Source organism: Terrimonas sp., from assembly GCF_003075435.1.
In the GTDB taxonomy this organism is placed as follows: domain Bacteria; phylum Bacteroidota; class Bacteroidia; order Chitinophagales; family Chitinophagaceae; genus Agriterribacter.
Genome location: NZ_QCZJ01000001.1, coordinates 435,762 through 457,411 on the forward strand (window position 1 = coordinate 435,762; position 21,650 = coordinate 457,411).

17 protein-coding genes are annotated in these 21,650 nt (G+C 41.4%); 12 read left to right on the forward strand and 5 right to left on the reverse strand.

Annotated features, from left to right (window positions below):
- Position 1: 1 nt before the first annotated feature.
- From DC498_RS01730 to DC498_RS01745, 4 genes are all read left to right on the forward strand, one after another.
- A complete protein-coding gene (locus tag DC498_RS01730; RefSeq protein ID WP_116872384.1) occupies positions 2-1,033 on the forward strand; it encodes a sensor histidine kinase in 1,032 nt (343 codons plus the stop codon).
- Positions 1,030-1,773, forward strand: a complete 744-nt coding sequence (locus DC498_RS01735; protein WP_116872385.1) for a LytR/AlgR family response regulator transcription factor — start codon at positions 1,030-1,032, stop codon at positions 1,771-1,773. The genes DC498_RS01730 and DC498_RS01735 overlap by 4 nt, the downstream gene beginning before the upstream one ends.
- Positions 1,774-1,860: 87 nt before the next feature.
- The gene (locus tag DC498_RS01740) at positions 1,861-2,421 is read left to right on the forward strand and encodes a hypothetical protein (RefSeq protein WP_116872386.1); all 561 of its coding nucleotides are present in this window, start codon (positions 1,861-1,863) and stop codon (positions 2,419-2,421) included.
- A 120-nt stretch (positions 2,422-2,541) separates the two neighbouring features.
- The gene (locus tag DC498_RS01745) at positions 2,542-3,042 is read left to right on the forward strand and encodes a copper resistance protein NlpE (RefSeq protein ID WP_116872387.1); all 501 of its coding nucleotides are present in this window, start codon (positions 2,542-2,544) and stop codon (positions 3,040-3,042) included.
- Between the two features lie 18 nt (positions 3,043-3,060).
- Here DC498_RS01745 and DC498_RS01750 read toward each other — a convergent pair whose 3' ends face one another.
- Complete coding sequence (locus DC498_RS01750) at positions 3,061-4,401, reverse strand: M24 family metallopeptidase (RefSeq protein WP_116872388.1); 1,341 nt, start codon at positions 4,399-4,401, stop codon at positions 3,061-3,063.
- Between the two features lie 290 nt (positions 4,402-4,691).
- Between DC498_RS01750 and DC498_RS01755 the strand changes: the two genes are divergently transcribed.
- The 6 genes from DC498_RS01755 to DC498_RS01780 all read left to right on the forward strand — a co-directional run bounded on the left by DC498_RS01755 (position 4,692) and on the right by DC498_RS01780 (position 11,301).
- Complete coding sequence (locus tag DC498_RS01755; protein ID WP_116872389.1) at positions 4,692-5,576, forward strand: EboA domain-containing protein; 885 nt, start codon at positions 4,692-4,694, stop codon at positions 5,574-5,576.
- A gap of 29 nt (positions 5,577-5,605) precedes the next feature.
- The gene (locus tag DC498_RS01760; RefSeq protein WP_116872390.1) at positions 5,606-6,592 is read left to right on the forward strand and encodes a TatD family hydrolase; all 987 of its coding nucleotides are present in this window, start codon (positions 5,606-5,608) and stop codon (positions 6,590-6,592) included.
- Positions 6,593-6,605: 13 nt separating this feature from the next.
- A complete protein-coding gene (gene eboC / locus DC498_RS01765; RefSeq protein ID WP_116872577.1) occupies positions 6,606-7,490 on the forward strand; it encodes a UbiA-like protein EboC in 885 nt (294 codons plus the stop codon).
- Positions 7,491-7,569: 79 nt separating this feature from the next.
- Positions 7,570-8,727: a 3-dehydroquinate synthase gene (locus DC498_RS01770; RefSeq protein WP_116872391.1), complete on the forward strand. Its 1,158-nt coding sequence runs from the start codon at positions 7,570-7,572 to the stop codon at positions 8,725-8,727.
- Positions 8,727-9,938, forward strand: coding sequence for a metabolite traffic protein EboE (gene eboE / locus DC498_RS01775; RefSeq protein ID WP_116872392.1), 1,212 nt, complete (start codon positions 8,727-8,729; stop codon positions 9,936-9,938). Before DC498_RS01770 ends, eboE begins: the two co-directional genes overlap by 1 nt.
- A gap of 10 nt (positions 9,939-9,948) precedes the next feature.
- Complete coding sequence (locus DC498_RS01780) at positions 9,949-11,301, forward strand: alkaline phosphatase family protein (RefSeq protein ID WP_116872393.1); 1,353 nt, start codon at positions 9,949-9,951, stop codon at positions 11,299-11,301.
- 495 nt (positions 11,302-11,796) lie between these two features.
- Here the strand turns inward: DC498_RS01780 and DC498_RS01785 are convergent, their stop codons facing one another.
- A complete protein-coding gene (locus DC498_RS01785) occupies positions 11,797-13,200 on the reverse strand; it encodes an MBL fold metallo-hydrolase RNA specificity domain-containing protein (protein ID WP_116872394.1) in 1,404 nt (467 codons plus the stop codon).
- A 152-nt stretch (positions 13,201-13,352) separates the two neighbouring features.
- Positions 13,353-14,882 carry an alpha-amylase family glycosyl hydrolase gene (locus DC498_RS01790; RefSeq protein WP_116872395.1) on the reverse strand — a complete coding sequence of 510 codons (1,530 nt, stop codon included), beginning with the start codon at positions 14,880-14,882 and terminating at the stop codon, positions 13,353-13,355.
- Between the two features lie 378 nt (positions 14,883-15,260).
- Between DC498_RS01790 and DC498_RS01795 the strand changes: the two genes are divergently transcribed.
- The gene (locus DC498_RS01795; protein WP_116872396.1) at positions 15,261-16,619 is read left to right on the forward strand and encodes an AGE family epimerase/isomerase; all 1,359 of its coding nucleotides are present in this window, start codon (positions 15,261-15,263) and stop codon (positions 16,617-16,619) included.
- 211 nt (positions 16,620-16,830) lie between these two features.
- Here DC498_RS01795 and DC498_RS01800 read toward each other — a convergent pair whose 3' ends face one another.
- Positions 16,831-17,649, reverse strand: a complete 819-nt coding sequence (locus DC498_RS01800; protein ID WP_116872397.1) for a phytanoyl-CoA dioxygenase family protein — start codon at positions 17,647-17,649, stop codon at positions 16,831-16,833.
- 836 nt (positions 17,650-18,485) lie between these two features.
- The gene (locus tag DC498_RS01805; RefSeq protein WP_116872398.1) at positions 18,486-20,402 is read right to left on the reverse strand and encodes an OmpA family protein; all 1,917 of its coding nucleotides are present in this window, start codon (positions 20,400-20,402) and stop codon (positions 18,486-18,488) included.
- Positions 20,403-20,504: 102 nt separating this feature from the next.
- Between DC498_RS01805 and DC498_RS01810 the strand changes: the two genes are divergently transcribed.
- Positions 20,505-21,647: a BT_3928 family protein gene (locus tag DC498_RS01810; protein ID WP_116872399.1), complete on the forward strand. Its 1,143-nt coding sequence runs from the start codon at positions 20,505-20,507 to the stop codon at positions 21,645-21,647.
- Positions 21,648-21,650: the final 3 nt, after the last annotated feature.

The following is a 21,650-nucleotide window of genomic DNA, read 5'->3' on the forward strand; positions in this document are numbered from 1 at the left end:
AGTGTTTTTATCAGTTTTCACAAAAAACAAGTTCAGGCTATACTTTGTGCTGTTTTGGCTGGCATGGAGCTCTGTACATGTATGCATATTACTTGAATGGAATTATACGCTTGAAGAAGCCTGGATTGACAGCAGTGTAAGCAATATACTTTTGGCTGCAATCAGTGGTGCTGTAATCATTAGTTTAAAATATTATCTTCCGCGTAAAGATCAGTTATTGTATTATACGCTTACCTGCATCATACTTGCAGGCGTCTGGATTTCTGTTACAAGATGGATATTATCATACATCATACAGGAGCATTCATTAAATCTCTTCACTCAATCCATACCTGTACGCTTTGCATTTGGCGCATTGATACTGGGATGCATTACGCTTGTAAATGTTTTGTTTTATACACTGCAGGAACAACAGGAGCAGGAAAGAAGAAAAAACGAAGCCGACAGGATAGCCAAAGACGCTGAGCTCTATAAACTAAGACAGCAATTACAACCTCATTTTCTGTTCAACAGCCTTAATTCAATAAACGCGCTTGTTGTGAGCCAGCCCGCTGAAGCAAGAAAAATGATACAGCAGTTATCTGAATATCTGCGGAACACCTTAAAAAAGGAAGAACACAAATGGGTAACGCTTGAAGAAGAACTGGAGTACCTGCAATTATATCTTGACATTGAAAAAGTAAGGTTCGGGCACAGGCTATCCACACAAATTCAGTCAGAAGAAAAAGCGCTGCAGATGAAGCTGCCTGTATTGCTGCTACAGCCTGTTGTTGAAAATGCCATTAAATTCGGATTATATAATACTACCGGAGAGATCACCATCAGCATTGATGCAAAAATATCCGACAAAATGCTGATCATACAAATTGAAAATCCTTTTGATGCCGAAATATCAAAACCTGTAAAAGGCACAGGCTTCGGATTAAGTTCAGTACATAAGAGATTGTTCCTTTTATTTTCAAGAAATGATCTGCTTACAACCTCCGCAAAACAAAATATTTTTGTAACCCGGGTAAAAATTCCACAGCAATGATCAAAGTGATAATTATAGACGACGAACCGCTGGCAAGAAATATAGTGAAGGAATACCTGGCGGATCATGCTCAAATATGTATCGTGCAGGAATGCAATGATGGTTTTGAAGGTGTAAAAGCAATTAATCAACACCAGCCTGATCTTATTTTTCTTGATATACAAATGCCCAAGATCAATGGCTTTGAAATGCTGGAATTATTAGAAAATCCACCGGCGGTAATTTTCACAACAGCATTTGATGAGTATGCTATCCGCGCTTTCGAAACGCATGCCATTGATTACCTGCTGAAACCTTTCAGCAAAGAGCGGTTTGATAAGAGTATGCAAAAATGGATCACGCAACAAAACACCGATAAAAACATAAGTAATTATTCCGCATTAGCTGACGCCACCGTTCAGCAGCAGCTTAACCAAAACAGGATTGTTGTAAAAATCAGTAATAAAATAAAGATCATTCCATTACAGGATATCTATTTTATTGAGGCTGCCGATGACTACGTGAAAATACATACTTCAGAAGGTGAATACCTGAAGAATAAAACAATGCAATATTTTGAAACATTGTTAGGTGGCGGGCAGTTTGTAAGAACACACCGGTCTTATATTGTAAACGTTCAATATATTACCAAACTCGATCCTTACGAAAAAGACACTTATACTGCTATTTTAAGCTCCGGGGAAAAAGTTTCTGTTAGCAAAACAGGCTATACAAAGCTCAAACAGGTATTGGGATTATAATAAAATCATACTTCAACCGTTCAATATTGTTGAACCCCGCGAACCTGATTAAATAGTTTTGGGGTATTATAAATCAAACAATTATCCATGAAAAAGATCCTCTTTGTTGCTCTTGCAACAACAGCCCTTTTTATTACTAAAGCAAATGCCCAAAAAGATGATAAGCCATTCAGCTTTGGCTTTGGCATTGAAGCCGGACCATTGGTTGGCGATAAGGATTTCAAACACACATTCGGCGGCGAATTTGGAATGAGCCTGCGCTTTTCCGTAAAAGCAGGTCCGGGTTATGTAACCTTTACTCCGGGTGGTATGCTGGTTTTTCCTAAATCAGTAAACACGGACGATGAAGAGATTAAAATAGGCACCCATGTGCCTTTGAAACTTGGTTACAAGTACATCATCGGCAAATTCTTTGTTATGGGCGAAGCCGGTTATTCACGTTATGTTTTATATACTGTAAACGAAGAATCTGAAAGTATTGATGATGTAGAAAAATTAAAAGGCGGTGGCTTTACTTATGCTCCGTCAATTGGCTTAAATCTCGGAAAATTCGAGTTAGGTCTGCGCTATGAATCTACGTTGGCGAAATTTGAGGGAGTGAAAATCCGCCCGTCGCTGCTTGGACTGAGAGCCGGGTTTAATTTTTAGTATCATCAAATTATTTTTTGGGAGTTGCCTGCATAAGGCAACTTTTTTTTACAAAACCTTGCATTACTTTGTATTTAAAGATAATGTACACATATCTTATCTTTGAAAAAATACCTCATAATGAAAAAATTATTGCTGCCGTTTTTTTTAATCATTGTTTATACAAGTTGCAGGAGCGGAAGCGACAATGCAAATGCTGACAGTGCTGTAATTGATTCCGCTTTGGCGGCAAAAAATAGAGGAGGCAGGGAACTGGATTCTGCCAACGCCGTGCTGCTCGGCACTTTTGAAGGGGTGATACCCTGCGCTGATTGCGGAGGAATAAAAACAGAATTAACGTTATACCAGGATGCAGCAAATTCTGACAACAATAGTTATACGCTTAAAGAAACTTATCTTGGTGGCAAAACAGGCGATACCACATTTACCAGTACAGGTAAATGGGATATTTTAAAAGGAATTAAAACAGACAAAGAAGCCGTTGTTTATTTTCTTAACTACGAAGAGCCTGATGATTCACGCTATTTTTTAAAGCAGTCAGACACGGCTGTTTTAATGCTGGATAAAGATCAGAACATCATAGCTTCAAATCTCAATTATACTTTAAAAAGAAACCCATAAGCGCTTTTCAATCTTACACTATTTAACATGCTGCTTTATACGGGGAATAAGATATATTTCTTTCTGTCTACCCTTTATATATCTAAAACCATGCTCATCAAAAAAGCCATCTTCTTCCAGCATGATGCGCACTGTTTTTTTCCACTCCGGTATGTTTGTAGCCGCATTCAACTCTATTGAATAAGCCGTATTGTAATGCATAGGATAATCACCACTGCCTGGCACACCATGCTGCATATCCCACATGCCTATTGTTGTTCCGGCAGCATGCCCATGAAAACCGATCGGATGCGTGTAAATGGTAGCATTGATATTTTCCTGTTTTGCCTGTGCCAGCGCGGCTGCTAATATTTCATTACCCGTTTTGCCTTCTTTAAATTGAGCAGTAAGTATATCCTGCAAACGGTTCGTATTGGCAAAAGCCTGCTGTATGCTTTCCGGCGCAGCAGTTTCACCCGGTTTTAATACATAAGCGTGTTGCTGTATATCTGTATTAAGCCGCAGATAGCTGATACCAAAATCACAGTGTAACAAGTCTCCCGCCATAATTACCTGCTCATCCTGCCTGGTTGAAAAATTCCTCGTTTGCCCTGCACTTTGCTGATCATTCCGTTGAATTTCAACTGTGGGATGAAACCATGTTGTCAAACCCATATTATCTATCTTCTGCCGGAACCACCATACCACATCTTCAGTAGTTGTAATGCCCGGCGTTATTACGCGTTCTGAAAAACCTTCCTCAATTATGCGATGGCTGATATCAATCAGCTGAGGGTATATTTCCATTTCACGGGCTGTTCTTGTTTCTAACCAGGCAACAGCCAGTTTTTCTGCAGATACAATCCTTGATTTTAATGCGGGCGACAGCTTATCCAGGAATTGCTGGTAACAGGTATGGTCAATGCCATCTGCATGCCCAAAATCAGCGGAATAATTCAGTCCTATTTTTTTAGGATTGCGGGAGGTTATCACATTTACCAGCGCATCCCATTGATCCGGAAACCGCTGCATATCCCACGCGGCTTTAATGCTGGTACCAACATTATACCTTGCAACAGCCAGTTTTTCATACTGCTTTTTAGATGGATTATTATAGAAAACCAGTATAGTTCTTCTTCTTGCAGACAGCCATGTGGATGGCAGCATTGTTCTTAAAACCGGGTCTTCATTATACTCCCTCGACATCACGATCCACATATCAATATTATTTTTTTGCATGAGCTGCGGCAACAGGCTGTCAAGCCTTTCAGCAAGCAGTTCATCCATTACACGCGATTGCTCACGTAAAAAAAGTACCTGTGACTTTGAAGAAACAATGACATTAAAAAAGAAAAGGATTAACAGTAATTTTTTGGTCATGATACATATTATATACTGCAAATATATCAAGTAAGATGATGGACATGCATACAGATAATTCGTATAGAGAAATCTATGTTTATCATTTTAAAACAGTAAGAAGTTAAGGGTAGTTGAGTGATCATTGATAGCATTTTATCCTATGCTGAAAATTATATCTCCCGGAAACCAGTGCAATTATAATTACAGCATATAAAATCATAAATTTGCTGTCCCCCCAACATCACAGGACAGGATGGTTGAGGCGCGGATTAAATTAGTTTTATTACCCCAATGTTAAAAAGATTAATATGTATGCTTACCCTGTACAGCGATTAAAAGCCATTATCACCCAAATCGTTCAACAACAGGTTAATCCCGAAGTGTGGAGCTGGTTACAGCAGCAGGAATCTTTAGCAGGTGGTATAGCAGGATTCAATAAGACTTTTGTGCTGATCCCGCGTAAAACAGGGAAGTCCGTTATAACACTATCAGCGGAACAATCAGATGCCATACAGCAAATACGCCCGGGGTTTTCACTGGCGGGATATACCATTGACCGTTTATGCCGGGTATGGTTATTATTACAACAGGATGGTATAAGCGAAGCTGATTATCTTAAGAATATAGATAACCTTTTTACCGCGGCCGAAGTAAATGAACTGGTGGCGCTGTATGGAGCATTGCCTGTGCTTGCATATCCCGGAAAATTCACTGCCCGCTGCGCGGAAGGTATACGAAGTAATATAGGCGATGTGCTTCAAACCATTATTTGCGATAATCCTTACCCGGCAGAATATCTTGAAGAAGCAGCATGGAACCAGTTGGTACTAAAAGCTTTTTTTACAGAGAAAGATATTGACCGCATTATTGGTCTTGATAAAAGAACAAACAAACCCCTTGCTGATACGCTCTGCGACTATGCGCATGAGCGGTGGGCGGCATTGCGAACCGTGCATCCGCAATTGTGGAGATGTGTTTCGCCGTTCATTGACGCGCATAATTTCAGCGACATACAAAAAGTTGCAGGCAGCAGTGATCCTGTTGAGCAAAAAGCCGCGCTGCTGGCGTGTTATGGCAGCAGCTACCAACCTGCTAAAACATTGTTGAACCAATTTCCTGAAATAAATAATGCTATTCAATCAGGTAAGCTCAACTGGCATACGCTTGCTAAAGAAGAGCTTGCTGCTTTATAAAATATTTTTTACACTTTAATCCAGTAATTATGTGTTGTAATGGAGACCTGACAGAAAAAGACCTGCAACCCGGCAGTAACGATACCAGCTATCTTGACACTATAAAAGGGATGCGTTTTTTCGATCCGCATGTGCATATGACATCCCGCACCACCGACGATTACCAGGCTATGGCAGACGCCGGTGTGGTAGCGCTTATTGAACCCGCCTTCTGGCTGGGACAACCCCGTACCGCGGTAGGCACTTTCTTAGATTATTACAGCAGCCTTATAGGTTGGGAACGTTTCAGATCATCGCAGTTTGGCATCAAACATTATTGCACTATCGGGCTTAATTCAAGAGAAGCCAATAACGAAGCGCTTGCCGAACAGGTGATGGAAATATTGCCATTATTTATTTATAAAGAAGGCGTGGTGGGCGTAGGTGAAATTGGTTTTGATGACCAAACCGCCGCGGAAGAAAAATATTACCGCCTGCAACTGGAACTGGCAAAAGAAGCAAGCCTGCCTGTGCAGATACATACACCTCACCGTGATAAGAAAAAAGGAACAACCCGCAGTATGGATATTGCGCTGGAACACGGGCTTGATCCATATACTGTGATCGTGGATCATAACAATGAAGAAACGGTAAAAGAAGTGCTGGACAGAGGTTTCTGGGCTGCATTCACTATTTATCCGTTTACCAAAATGGGTAATGAGCGCATGGTAGAGATCATTAAACAATACGGCAGCGAACGCATTATGGTAAATTCTGCTGCCGACTGGGGTATCAGCGATCCGCTGGCTGTGCCTAAAACAGCCGCGTTAATGAAACAAAAAGGAATTACAGACGAAGACATTTACCTGGCAACATATAAAAATGCCATCACCGCTTTTGCGCAAAGCGGGCAAATTGATGAGGCTGATTTCAGCGGCGGTAAAGCAATAGACCAGAGCCGGAAATTCAATGGCAATACTGTTTTACGCGGCGGTCAGCAACCGCGTGTTGATAAAAACGCTATCATTATTAAATAAGGCTGCGGTGAAGATGATAATGGGATTGCTCCGTTTAACAAGACCCGCCAATGTTATTACAGCCGTTTCAGATATACTGGCAGGTATTGCCATATCAGGATATTTTTTAGACACATCTGACCATAATGTTTCATGGACACCTGTAGTACTATTAGCATTATCAACGATGGGTTTATATGCCGGCGGCGTTGTTTTCAATGATGTGTTTGATGCAAAGCTTGACGCGGTTGAACGACCTGAACGTCCTATACCTTCAAAGGTAGTAACTAAAGCAGGCGCTGCCATCTGGGGAATATTGTTACTGCTCGGGGGCATTATCGCAGCCGCAAATATTAGTGCAGCCTCTGCCGCATTATCCGTTGCTATTGCGGTTTGCGCCCTTATTTATGATAAATGGTGTAAGCACCATTTTATTGCCGGGCCGTTTACAATGGGTTTATGCAGAGGCTTAAACCTGCTGCTGGGCGTAAGCATTATACCTGCTGCAATCAGCGTTTGGTGGTATTTAGCCCTGGTACCTGTTGTATATATTGCAGCCATTACCACGGTTAGCGGGGGCGAAGTGCATGGCGGCAATAAAACAAACCTGTATGTTGCCGTATGTTTATACATTATAGTAATAACAACATTACTTGCATTCGGCATAACGCTGAACCATTGGCATACAGCTATAATTTTTATCGCGGGTTTTTGTTTTATGATCATGCCACCGCTGGTAAAAGCCATCAGGCAACCATCCGGCCCGCTGATAGGTAAAGCGGTAAAAGCCGGGGTAATCGCTTTAATATTAATGAACGCGGCGTGGGCAGCAGCTTTCGGACAAATTTACCTGGCATGTGTTATTGTCGTTCTGCTGCCGGTATCCATTTTACTGGCCCGCCTTTTTGCGGTAACATAACATTTGCGGTTATGCGTATATGTTATAAAAATGTATTTTGGTTTTTTAATTATTGTGAAGTATTAATTTTTTGTAAGAAATGGATCATATACAACAACGTTTCAGCGTACCTTTTGAATATAAAGTTTATTTTACCAGTCATTTATTCCAGCAACAAAATACTGTTTTCGCTGATTTTTTACAATCTGATACAGCCGGTGAAGCAAAAAAAATATTTTTTGTAATAGACGCCGGCGTTGCGCAAACACACCCTTCATTGGTTAATAATATCCGCGCATATTTTCAGGAAAACAGGCAGGTAATACTGATTGATGATATTTTGACCGTACCCGGCGGAGAGGCTTGTAAAAATACCGATACTTACGTTAATGAGATCATATCAGCAGTTGACCGCTATGGTATAGACAGGCACTCCTACATTGCCGCCATCGGGGGCGGCGCGGTGCTTGATATGGCAGGTTACGCCGCGGCTATTGCACACCGGGGCATCCGCCATATAAGAATACCAACAACAGTATTATCGCAAAACGATTCAGGGGTTGGAGTTAAAAATGGCATCAACTATAAAGGCAAAAAAAACTTCACCGGCACTTTCGCGCCACCGGTAGCCGTATTTAATGATGCGCACTTCCTGTCTACACTCACTGACCGGGATTGGCGTTCAGGTATTGCCGAAGCTGTTAAAGTGGCTTTGATAAAAGATAAACCGTTTTATATATGGCTTACGGAGAACGCACAGGCTTTAAACCGCCGCGAAGCAGCGCCTATGCAATACCAGATAAAACGTTGCGCCCAATTGCATGTAGATCATATAGCAGACGGCGACCCGTTTGAAAAAGGATCATCACGTCCACTTGATTTCGGCCATTGGAGCGCTCATAAGGTGGAACAACTATCCGGATTTGAGATCCGCCACGGAGAAGCTGTTGCAATGGGTATAGCGCTCGACACCGTATATTCTCATCTCTGCGGCTGGCTTAGTGAAGAAGATACGCGGCAGGTGATACAACTATTGACTGATCTCGGGTTTGACATCACCCATCCATTGATGGAAATTTCAGGTAATGATAGTCCGCTGATAAAAGGGCTGCACGAGTTCCGGGAACACCTGGGCGGCAAGCTCACTATAATGCTTTTAAAAGAGATCGGCAAGGGAGAAGAAGTGCATGAACTTGATATCGCGTTACTGAAAAGATCTTCTGACTGGTTAAAACAATATCATCAAATTAAACAATAATGAAAACTTCTTACGGTCATTTAACCTATTGCAGCAATATACATTCAGGCGAAAGCTGGGAAGATCATTTTGAAAAATTAAAAGAAAATCTTCCTGCTATTAAAAAAGCGCTTGCACCTGATCAACCCTTCGGGGTGGGGTTAAGGCTTGCTGATGCCGCCAGTAAAACTTTGCAGCAGCCAAACGTATTGCAGGCATTTAAGCAATGGCTTAAGGAAAATGACATGTATGTTTTTATTATAAATGGTTTTCCTTACGGCAGCTTTCATCACACCGTGGTTAAAGACCAGGTACATACGCCCGACTGGTTAAGCAATGATCGTATAGCATACACTATCCGGCTCGCGGAAATACTGGCTGAACTATTGCCGGATGGCATGGAAGGTGGCGTTTCAACTCCGCCCCTCACCTATCGCCACTGGCACAGGAAAAGCGAATGGGATGATGTGATAAAAAAAGCGACTGCCAACCTGTTAACTGTTGCAGATAAGCTGATCGGGATCAGGCAAAAAACAGGAAAAACGATCCACATTGATATTGAACCCGAGCCGGACGGGCTGTTAGACAATGGCACAGAATTTTTGCAATGGTATGTGCAGTACCTGTTGCCCTTAGGTATTGAACATTTGCAGCAAACCAAAGGATTAAATAAGCATGTTGCTGAAGAAGAGATCAAAACGCATATCCAGCTTTGTTATGATATATGCCACTTTGCCGTAGGTTATGAAGATCATGCGGCGATGATCAAAGAATTTGAACAGGCAGGAATAAAAACCGGGAGAATACAGGTGAGCGCGGCATTAAAAGGGCAACTTAACGGTTCCGCAGCCGGGAAAGAAAAAGTTATTGCCGCATTTGAAAATTTTAATGAACCTGTTTACCTGCACCAGGTGGTAGCCAGGAAAAAAGACGGTACATTTTTACGCTATCCTGATATGCCCGACGCGCTTGCAGACCGTGATCATCCGGGTGTTGAAGAATGGCGCGCACATTATCATGTTCCGTTATTTATTGAGCATTATGATATTCTGCAATCAACACAGGCAGATATTAAGACCGTGCTTGATATTCAGAAAGCGAAACCTTTTACACCCTACCTGGAAGTGGAAACATATACATGGGAAGTATTGCCTGCGGCTATGCGCTTGCCTATTGACCAATCTGTCAGCAGGGAATTAAAATGGGTAAAAGATATATTGAACAATCATTAATGCCATACAAATGCGAAAAACCGTTGTTATTGATGTAGTGGGATTATCATCCAGTCTTATAGGAGAGTATACGCCGTTCATAAAACAATTTACGGCAACACATGGGTTACAAACCATTGCGCCTGTATTACCTGCCGTTACCACTTCTGTGCAATCTGCTTATATAACCGGCAGGTGGCCTTCTGAAACAGGCATTGTTGGCAATGGCTGGTATGATAAAACAGACTGTGAAATAAAATTCTGGAAGCAATCGAACAAGCTGGTGGAAGGAGAAAAAATTTGGGAGTGTGCAAAAAAAATTGATCCGTCTTTCACCACTTCCAAAATGTTCTGGTGGTATAATATGTACAGCAGCGCGGAGTATTCCGTTACACCCCGCCCCAACTACCTGGCAGACGGGCGGAAGATGCCGGATTGCTATTCGCATCCCGCCGGCTTGCGTGATGAATTGCAGCAAACATTAGGTCAGTTCCCCTTATTCAAATTCTGGGGACCCGGAGCTGACATTACTTCCACAAAATGGATAGCGGATGCGTCTTTGTTCACAGATAAAAAATATGATCCTACACTTACATTGATTTACCTGCCGCATCTTGATTATTGCCTGCAGAAATATGGTGATGACCTTTCACAGATCGGAACCCACTTAAAAGAGATTGATGATATAGTAAAGCAATTGGTTGAACATTATAAAGCGGCCGGCGCAGGCATTATACTGCTTTCAGAATATGGTATCATGCCGGTTAACAATCCCATTCACATCAACAGGTTATTACGGAAAGAAGATCTATTAGGCATACGCGTGGAACGCGGACTGGAGCTGTTAGATGCCGGTGCTTCAAAAGCCTTTGCCGTAGCTGACCACCAGGTGGCGCATATCTATATAAATGATCCGTCTGTATTTGAAAAGGTTCGTTCGCTTGTAAGCAATGTACAGGGCGTTGCGCTTGTGCTCGATAAAGAGCAGCAAAAGCAATATCATATCCATCATGAACGCTCCGGCGACCTGGTATTGGTTGCTGAGCCCAATAGTTGGTTCACCTATTATTTCTGGCTTGATGATGCTGTTGCGCCGGATTATGCGAGAGTGGTTGATATACACAAAAAGCCGGGATACGATCCGGCAGAATTATTCATGACCTCAAAAGCCAGGGCAGGTTATAAGCTGTTGCGAAAAAAATTAGGGCTTCGTTATGTGATGGATGTAATTCCTTTGGATGCAACGCTGGTTAAAGGTTCGCACGGAAGCATTTTTGCCGACCAGAAATATCATGCGGTATTTTCGAGCAATAATAGTAAAGCTGATACAGCGCTTGAAGCTACGGAAGTGTATGAGCGTATATGGAATTGTTTGGCGGGATAGCAAATGTGAGAGGTGAGAAGTGAAACATGAGAAGCCCGCTTCCGCCCGGAGCTGGCGCAGATCTGTAGCGCTGGCGTTGTGTGTAGCTGACCTGATGCCTGAGCATTACTTGTTTCGCCATAATAATAGCCCTGCTATTTATACAATGCCCATTTAAGAAATTAAGATAAGTAGTAGCAAGGCAGCAAGTAAGGGCTACTTTATATTATAAGCGTGTATTGAAGTGACAGAAAAAGTAATTTCGAGGTACAGGTCGGGAGACCTGCACCAGTTGATAGATATCTACCGGGCTTTGATACTAATGCTCAAATTTTGTACTACTGCCCAACGGATTTCTCTCCCGCCGCAACATACTTTTAATTCTAACTTCATGAGAGCGGGATCGAAATGACGGACAAGCGTGTTTGCATTTTGCTATCAGCACTGAATTCCCGCTGTATGAAGTCTCCGAACTTCGTACCTGCTATATTCTCCAGATACTTTAGTCTCCGTAATTTACCCCAACCCTATCTCATAATGCCTTTCCGGTATCTGCACATCCATAAACCCTTTCTTCAATAATCTCACTTTAAAATCCTGTTGCACATCATATTCTCCGTGCACCAAAAAAAGTGTTTTTACCTTCCGGGGATCCTGGCATGCTAAAAACTGGCTCAGGTCTTCATAATCGCCATGCGCACTCATACTGCGGATAGAACCTATTTCCGCGTTCACTTCGTGCTCAACACCAAAAATCGTTACCTCTTTTGCACCTGCAACAAGCCTTCCACCAAGCGAATGTGGCTCGCAGTAGCCTGTAAACACAATAGTGTTTCTGCTGCTTTCAACATTATTGCTGATATGATGTTTAACCCTTCCACCCTCAGCCATGCCGCTTGCCGAAATAATAACACAAGGGCCATTCCTGAAATTGAGCAGCTTGGATTCTTCAACCGTTTTAATAAATTTCAATCCTTTAAATCCAAACGGGTCATGATCGCTCTTTAATATTTTTTGAATAGTGGCATTAAAATACTGGGGATACCGCTTAACGATTTCCGTTGATTTTACGCTTAGCGGGCTGTCAACAAAATAATCCAGGGCGGGTAACCTGTTCTCTAATTCCAACTGATTAAGAAAAAATAATATTTCCTGTGTGCGGCCAACACTGAACGCGGGTAAGATCAATTTGCCTTTTTTTTGAAGGCAGGCTTTATTTATCCATTCTAACAGTTGATCCGGCGTAGTTGCAAAATTATCGTGCAGGCTGTTTCCATAGGTAGATTCAATAAGAATATAATCCGCCTGCGGAAAATTCTGCGGTGATTTTAAAATCACATCCCTGTATCTGCCAACATCGCCGCTAAAGGTTATTGCTGTTGTCTGCCCATTTTCAGTAATCTTCAAACTTACAGCAGCACTGCCAATAATATGCCCGGTATCAGTATATAAAAACTCAATCCCGTTTTCAATGGTAAACCAATTGCCATAATCCACTATATTGAACAGATCGGCTGCCTTTTTAGCATCCTCCGTATTATACAATGGTTCAAGATAAGGCTGCCCGGTAGCAGCTCTTCTCTTATTGATATATTTTACTTCATCTTCCTGTATACCTGCCGAATCTTCAAGCAATACTTCTGTAAGATCACGTGTTGCCGGGGTACAAAATATCTTTCCCCTGAATCCGTCTTTCACCAGCTTGGGAATTAACCCGCTATGATCTATATGCGCATGAGACAATATCAGGTAATTAATTTCGGGTGGGTTAAATCCCCAGTCGCGGTTTAATATATCTGTTTCTTTACCAAGCCCCTGGTACATACCACAGTCGAGTAATATTCTTTTTCCATTCTTTAATGTAATCAGGTGTTTTGATCCGGTAACGGTACGGGCTGCGCCGTGAAATGCGATTTTCATATTGCAAATTTGTTTTTACACTACCGCTGATCTGCAGGTAGAAGTTAGTATACCTTGATTTTAATTACACGAATTAACGGTTAATATCTATATAAATACCCCTCTTCCCAAACAGTTAACAAAATACATTAAATAAAATATAATAGCTCCTGTCATTTCAATTTCCAAACCGCTGTATGGTATGGCGATATTTCAACGTTGGCTGTATCTGCAAAAAATATCAGCCCTGCGTTACCAAACAGCAGTTGCACAGCATTTTCCCTAAGGTCAGCTTCTATATGCACTATGGCTTTCTGCCTGTATCCGGATAAATTAATTATTATTAAAATAATTTCTTCTTCTGTTTTCCTGGTAAAAGAGAATAAAACACCTGAATCATTTTGGATTGTCTTATATATCCCTGATATCAATGCAGGATGCTGCCGGCGAAGCTGGATAAGCTTTCTGTAATAATTCCACAAAGAAGACGGATTGTTTATTTGCTGCTCAAGTGAAATATTATCCTTCTCCGTCAATGTGCTGTCGTCCCACCAGGGTCCGGACTTCTCATACCATAAACACATGCCGGGTTCATTAATATCTTTATACCACTTAAAAGCTTCTCTTCTGGGTATATCATTACCATCCGAATTACCGTATTTTCCAAAACCGCCGCCTCCCTTCATTCCGATTTCCTGTCCGTAATAAATAGCAGGTGTTCCCCCAAGTAATAAATTCAAAGCAGCGCCCACCCGCATTTTCCCAATGCCCCTGAATACTGCTGTAGCAAAGCGGTGCGTATCATGATTTTCAATAAATACGATTTGCTGCTCCTGTTTCTCCGTTAAGGAAAAAGTTTTTTCCGCCACAGTGCTTATCTCGTCTTTATTGAATGATAAAATCGCTTCGCGTAATGGAAAAGCGAATACACGGTCAGCCCCGACTACATTAATATATTCTTCGCCATAGGAGCCCCAATTGGTTTGTTCCGCAATAAATATAAGGTTGGGATTGATCAGCTTCAATGAGGCTATCAATGGCTTCCAGAAAGACGAAAACAGGTTACTCAACTTTTCTTTTCCGTCCAGCATATCCATCATGTGATCAAGGCGAAAGCCATCAGCACCGTAATCAAAGCTACGGTCCTGCTTGGGATCAATCCAGTTACTGAAATTCCTGTACATATACTGCTGTACTGCTTCATTCAGCAGGTTTACAGTTGTAATTTTCTTATATATACCATCATAACCAAGTAATCCTGTAGTATCATATATAATGGTATCTGGTATTTTATTTTCTTCGTCCTTATACAACACAAAATTTGAATAAGGCGAAGACGGATTTTCAAATGAATCCTTAAACCACAAATGATCCTCTGTTACATATTGCACTTCCATGTCGATATATATCTTCATGCCCCGCTTATGCACTTCATGCACCAGTGAAAAATAATCTTCCATTGTTCCATATTCCGGGTCAATGGTTTCAAAATTGTCAGCAAAATAATTGTGATAATAAGGAGAACTGTTTAAGGGCGTGAGTAATACAGACGTAATACCCAGTTCCTGCAGGTAATCAAGCTTTTCCTTCAGCCCGTTCAAATCGCCATGCTTATCACTATTACTGTCAAAAAAGCTACGCTGAAAAATGTGATAGATCACTTCAGCATTGTTTGCATTGTTGTTATCGTTATTGTGCATCATATTGCAGCAGTGCAATATAAGTAACGGCTGGCAATTTGAGAAGAAGGCTGAGGATAGAAGGTGTAAGGTAGAGGGGTAAATGAAAACTGTATGGGTATTAACATCCAGATCTTATTACCTTAATAACCAATCGTAACTAAGAGCACTAACTTTATTACCTTATAACTTCACATTTTTCTGTTTAAAAGCCAAACTGTCTGAGCCAATAAGGTAATAAGGTTAGCGGAGTCCCATATAACTGCTAAGATTCCTGAGCATATATGTTTTATCAGATGGTGACTGCCTGTCCGGCATCAGGTAAATGCACCCTTTCAAATAAACTGTCTGTTTCTTAAATTGTAACTTTAATCAGCCAAATCAATTCCACAATTTTTCACGATGAAATCGCTTGTTTGCTTTCTTATCACTATCGCGCCGTGTATTGCTTTATCCCAATCATCCAATACAGCCGAACGCCTGAAAATTGCAAAAGCAATGGAATATACCATGAAGCAGGAGCAGTTGGACAAATGGTACCCGCAAAGTATAGATACAGTATATGGTGGATTTATAACTGCCTATACATTTGATTTTAAACCTGCTGCCAGCCAGGATAAGATGATCGTTACGCAGGCGCGTCACACCTGGGTAAATGCCAAAGCCACAGCGGTATACCCTGGTATTGATTATTATAAAAAAGGGGCTCAACAAGGATTTCGTTTTTTGAAAGATAAGATGTGGGATAGCACATACGGAGGGTTCTTCACACTTGTTGATCAAAAAGGTAATCCGAAAACAAATGGCATTGTACAGAAAGAAGCTTATGGCAATGCTTTTGGTATTTATGCCGTTGCGGCTTATTATAAAGCCACAAAAGACCCGGAGGCTCTGACATTTGCACAGGAGGCTTTTAACTGGTTAGAAAAACACAGTCACGACCCCGTATACAAAGGATATTTCCAGCATATGCAAAGAGATGGTGAGCCGGTAAAGAGAACAGCAGATACACCTTCAACATCAGATGTAGGATATAAAGACCAGAACAGCTCTATTCACCTGCTCGAAGCATTTACAGAATTATACCAGGTTTGGCCGGATGCCCTGTTACGGGAACGGCTAAACGAAATGCTGCTACTGATCCGTGACAAGATAACCACGCCCAAAGGTAATCTCGTTTTATTTTTTCAGCCCGACTGGGCGCCTGTATCATTCAGAGACACGGATAAGGAAACAATATTAAAGCATCGCTTTCTCGATCATATTTCTTTCGGGCATGATGTAGAAACAGCCTACCTCATGCTGGAAGCATCACATGCACTCGGCAATACCAATGATACTGTAACGCTTGCAGTTGGTAAGCGAATGGTTGATCATGCATTGAAAAACGGCTGGGATAATAAGAAAGGCGGCTTTTATGATGAGGGATATTATTTTAAAGAGAATGATTCTATCAGTATTATAAAAGATACTAAAAACTGGTGGGCGCAGGCTGAAGGTTTGAATACTTTATTGCTGATGGCAGATAAATTCCCCAACGACCCGATACGGTATTTTGATAAATTCAAACAGCTATGGAACTATACCAATACATACCTCGTTGATCACGTATACGGTGATTGGTATGAAGGCGGCATTGATAAACAACCCGAGCTCAAAAAATCACTCAAAGGGCATATATGGAAAGCCACTTATCACACTTTCCGGTCGTTGCACAATTGTATACAGGAGTTGAGGAAAGAAAATTTGAAAATGAGATGATTTGATCCCACAACTGCGGGATGAAAATGTTTTGAACCACCGGGGAATAAAGCCGCATAATATATTAATCATTCTCTGTGTCCTCTCTTCATCGAAACCGAACAAACAATACAAATCATTCTTTGACAAGCGATGGCCGTGCATTGGTCTCCTTCCCCTGCCCGGATGATGCGTTGAGGCGGGCTCCGGGAAGGCAGGGAAGGGCAGCTTTTTACAACACCAACGGATTAATCTCGCTCGCAGCGGACTCTCCAACATCTTTGCCTAAAAACCAGGTTTGCCTGTCGGCTTCCTGCCATTTGTTTTTTGGTTCGGTAATAGTAGCGCCATCTGCAATATATATGACCGTCATAACCTCACGCATAACCGAAGATTTATTGCCCGGCGCATTGTGTATGGTAAACCCATAATGCCAGGTGGCATCACCTGCCTGCATGGTTGTGGCTCTTGTTACGGGAAAACCTTTTTCTTTTACATATTTATCAAACGCTTCTTCTGACTCATCAGAAATTTCATGATCGAACACTGCGCCATTTGTATGAGATCCCGATGCAAAAGTGAGCATGCCCATTTCTACTGATATATCAACCAGCGGCATCCACATCGTTACGGTATTGTTGGTATCAACCGGCCAGTAATATTGATCCTGGTGCCAGGGTGTCGGACCTCCGCCCGGTTCTTTAAACAACGCCTGGTCGTGGTATATGCGCACGTTTTTCACACCCAATAAATCAGCAGCTATTGTAGCGAAACGTTTTGCCATCACAAATTTTTTCACCGCTTCATCACCGCGCCATAAATTCATGATCTGCAAAAAGGCTTTACCATAGGTATCACGGTCTTCCATCTTCCGCTTTTCTGTATTGAATTTTTCCGCTGCGCTCACCAGTATATCCCGGTAAACAGCTACCTCTTCTTTGTTCAATACGTTTTTTATTAAGGTATGCCCGTCTTTACGAAAAGCCCCGATTTGTTCTGCAGGAATTGTTATAGTATCATTTAAAAGAGGAAGATCAGAAATAACAGGCATAATCGTTGATTTTGAATAACAAGTTAAAGAAGAGTGGTTAATTTACCAAGCGCAGTTCATTTCTAAAATTATGCTATCGCTCCCCAGGGATTTCGCTTTTAGAAAAAAGGTTGCGGGCATCGTCATTTCGATCCCGACCTCGCGAAGATAAAATAAAATACGTGTTGCTCGTTTATAATGACATCATTACGTATGAATTGAAAATCAGGTTTCCTGCGTTGTGCCGTGTGTATAATGATTTAGCATTAGAACAAATACTTTTTATAGAATAGCCACGGAATACACTGATGATACTGATAAACACCGATACATTCCGTAAATATCCGCCATATCCGTTTTATCCGTGTTCTATTCTGTGTATTGGGCATGCGCGAAGTTATTTTTAAATAACCCCTGTTATATTTCCTGCCACGAATTTCGGTGTCTGCCCGGCGGAAATGGGTTTGTTACACAAAGAGCCACGAAGGATACACAAAGTTACACAGAGTGTTTTATTATTCTTTGTGGCTCTTTGTGTAGCCTTCGTGTACCTCTGTGAAATAACCAGTGAATAATGCAACAGGTAAGCCGTGAACTTATAAGCTGTAACCGGCATCCTGCCGCATAGTGGACAACTGTTTGTAGAAAGAAAGCAAATGTCATTCTTATATTTTTCCTGACACAGATTGGGTATTCGAAAGGACGAGGGAGAGTGTTTGTATTTTACTGCCAGCACTAATACAAAGTGTATAACTATTCAACTTAAAAGCGAAATCTCTGTATCGCTACCCCTGAATCTGGATGAACTGTAGTACATTACTGAGCGTAGTACGAAGAGGAAGAATCTGTCTCAATGCTTATTTTGCTACAATTGTTAATTCCGTTCTGCGGTTTTGCATCTTGCCTTCTTCGGTATTATTGTCTGCTATCGGTTTGGATGCTCCATAACCTTTGTGTTGCAAACGTGTAACAGCTATGCCCTTTGATTGTAAATAAGTAACCACCGCTTTTGCACGATTCTCGGAGAGTTTAATGTTATCAGCCGCTTTACCGGTATTATCTGTATGCCCGCTGATCAATATCTTAACAGCCGGGTTATCAATCAGCAGTTGCACTACCTTATCAAGCTCGGCAACAGACTCCGGCTTTAATTCAAACTGGTTTACATCAAAGAAAATATTATTGAGAATAACAGAAGCATTGGCTTCAATGGGTTGCAGTCCTATATCAATAGTATAAGTTGAATCTTTTACATTTTTACTGAAAGGGAAATTTTTGGAATAGAAAAGATAGCCCCTACGGTTAACATTAAACGCATAATCCTTACCAACGGGCAGTGTGATAAGATAGTTCCCGCTTTCATTGGTTTGCACTTTGGATAATAACTGACCTGTTGCAATATCAATCAGCTCAACAGCCGAAGGCAAACCCTCTTTGGTTTTATTATCATATACTGTACCCTGCACCCATAATGTTTTGTTAGGCTGCAAATCTTTACGCATTTCGAAAGTGTATATATCAAGTCCGCCGCGGGTATCAGCTCTGTCACTGGCATAATAAGCCGTTTTGCCATCAGCGGCTACAACAAGGCTGCCTTCATTACCGGTTGTATTCAGCGGGTAGCCCAGGTTTTCAACTTTGTCCCAGGAACCATCCGCTTGTTTTCTCGCTAAAAAAAGATCGTCACCGCCATAACCCGTTAACCCATTCGATGTAAAGTATAAAGTTTGATTATCGGCATGCACAAAGGGGCAGCTTTCATCACCTATCGTATTGATTTTTTCTCCCAGATTTTCAGGTTCACTCCATCGCCCGTTAGGCAATTTTCTCGATATATAAATATCCTTGCCGCCAAAGCCACCGGGACGATTGCTTGAAAAATACAATTCACGTTTATCCGGCGACAGGCAGGGCGAAGATTCCCAGAACTCTGTATTTAAAGGTTGTCCCGGATTCTGAGGAGCACTCCAGCCTTTTTTTGTTTTGGTAGAAAAGAACAGATCACAACTTCCCAACCCTTCCGGGAAATTGCAGCCGGTAAATACCAGCCATTCCCCATCCTGCGAAATGTTCTGGGCGCCTTCATTAAAATTACTGTTGAGGTCGCCATCAATACCTTTGGCTTTTGTCCATGCGCCGGATGTTCTGTCACTCACAAAAAAATCTTCATTATACCCTCTCACCCTTCTTGTAAATACCAGCGTTTTATCATCTATGGTAACAGAAGGATAATACTCCAGGTCGGCAGTATTGATACTGTCTCCCATGTTCTTTGGTGCAAATACATAATTTTTTGCAGGATGATCTTTATCGTATTGCACAGCAAATGCAAAGCAACGCTTACGATATTCACCTGCTTTCCTGCTGGGTTCATTAAGGTTAGGGTTATCAAGAAATTGCGTTACTGCATCAAGTGCCTGCTGAAACTTGCCTAACCCGGCAAGATTGATGGCATAAGGCAGCTTATAATCTTTGCTGTATTCCGCATCTAATGCAAAAGCCTTTTCATAGTTAGCGACACAGTTTTCATAATCTCTCAGTTCTCCGTAAATGCCTGCTTTGGTAAGATAAGCGTCAAGATACCGGGCATCTATCTGGATGGCTTTATCAACAAACTCAAGCGCCTTATCGTATTCTCCGTTCTGCGCCCTGTCAAGTGCCAGGTTATATTGCGTGATTGCTTTTTTATTTATTTTTTCAACATTGTATTGCTGCCCAAAGCAAAAGGAAATGCTCAGGAAAATATTGGTAAGTATGATGTAGAAATGCTTCATTAATAATACCGGATTGATAAACGAATCTATTCAAAATTTATTCCGCTTAGGGCAATAAAATGTTAAGGCATACAATTAATGTGTGTATATTATCTTTACCACATGAAGTCACTAATCTCTGTTCTCCGTGTTATTGTAGGCGTTCTGTTCATTTTTTCCGGACTGGTAAAAGCCAATGACCCTCTTGGCCTTGCTTATAAAATGCAGGAGTTTTTTGAAGTATGGGCGCAATCCGGCTTTTTGCCCGGGCTCATGCATTTTATGGATGGATTTGCACTTGCATTCTCCATTATTATGATATGCTTTGAAATTGTTGCGGGAGTGGCGGTATTGGTGGGCTGGCGCATGCCGCTGTTCAGTTGGCTGCTGTTGATACTGATTGTTTTCTTCACCTTCCTCACCGGTTATGCATACCTGTCGGGCAAGTTCAGGAGCTGTGGTTGTTTTGGTGATTGTATACCCTTAACCCCAAAGGCATCTTTTGTAAAAGATATATTTCTCACCATTTTTATTGTGGTAATATTTTTTTACAGAAATAAAATCAAACCGGTACTCCCGGTTTTTATCAGCGCAGGCATTATTGCGCTTTCATTAATATTCAGTATCTGGATGCAATTTCATGTATTGAGGCATTTGCCCTTTGTTGATTGTTTACCATTTCAAAAAGGCAATAATATCGCTGAAAAGATGAAGATGCCTGCAGGTGCAATACCTGATAGTACGGTTATTACATTCGTTTACCAAAAGCAGGGGCAAACTGTTGAATTTACTTCGGAAAACTTCCCTGATGATTTTGACGATTCACTCTATCATTTTGTAAAACGGTATGATAAGGTAATAAGAAAAGGCAACGCAGAGCCTCCGATTAAGGATTTTGTATTAACAACACTCAATGGTAATGATACAACCAATGCTTTGTTGGGTATTCCCGGTCATTCATTATTCCTGTTTATGAAAGACGATGCAAGCAATGGTAAGTGGCTGGAGGAATTTGATATAATACATGCAGCCGCTGCGCAAAAAGGCGTCAGCATATTTGCTATCAGCAATAATATGGAAGACAACCAGGCATTGCTGCATAAGTATACTGATCTTACCTGGATAAAATGCGATGTAGTACCGATTAAAACCGCGGCACGCACCAGCCCGGCTATATTGCTTATTCACCAGGGAACTATCTTAAATAAATGGGGTGTTGCTGATTTCAACGAAATTCCCTCAGCATTATCAGTTATAAATAATTAACAC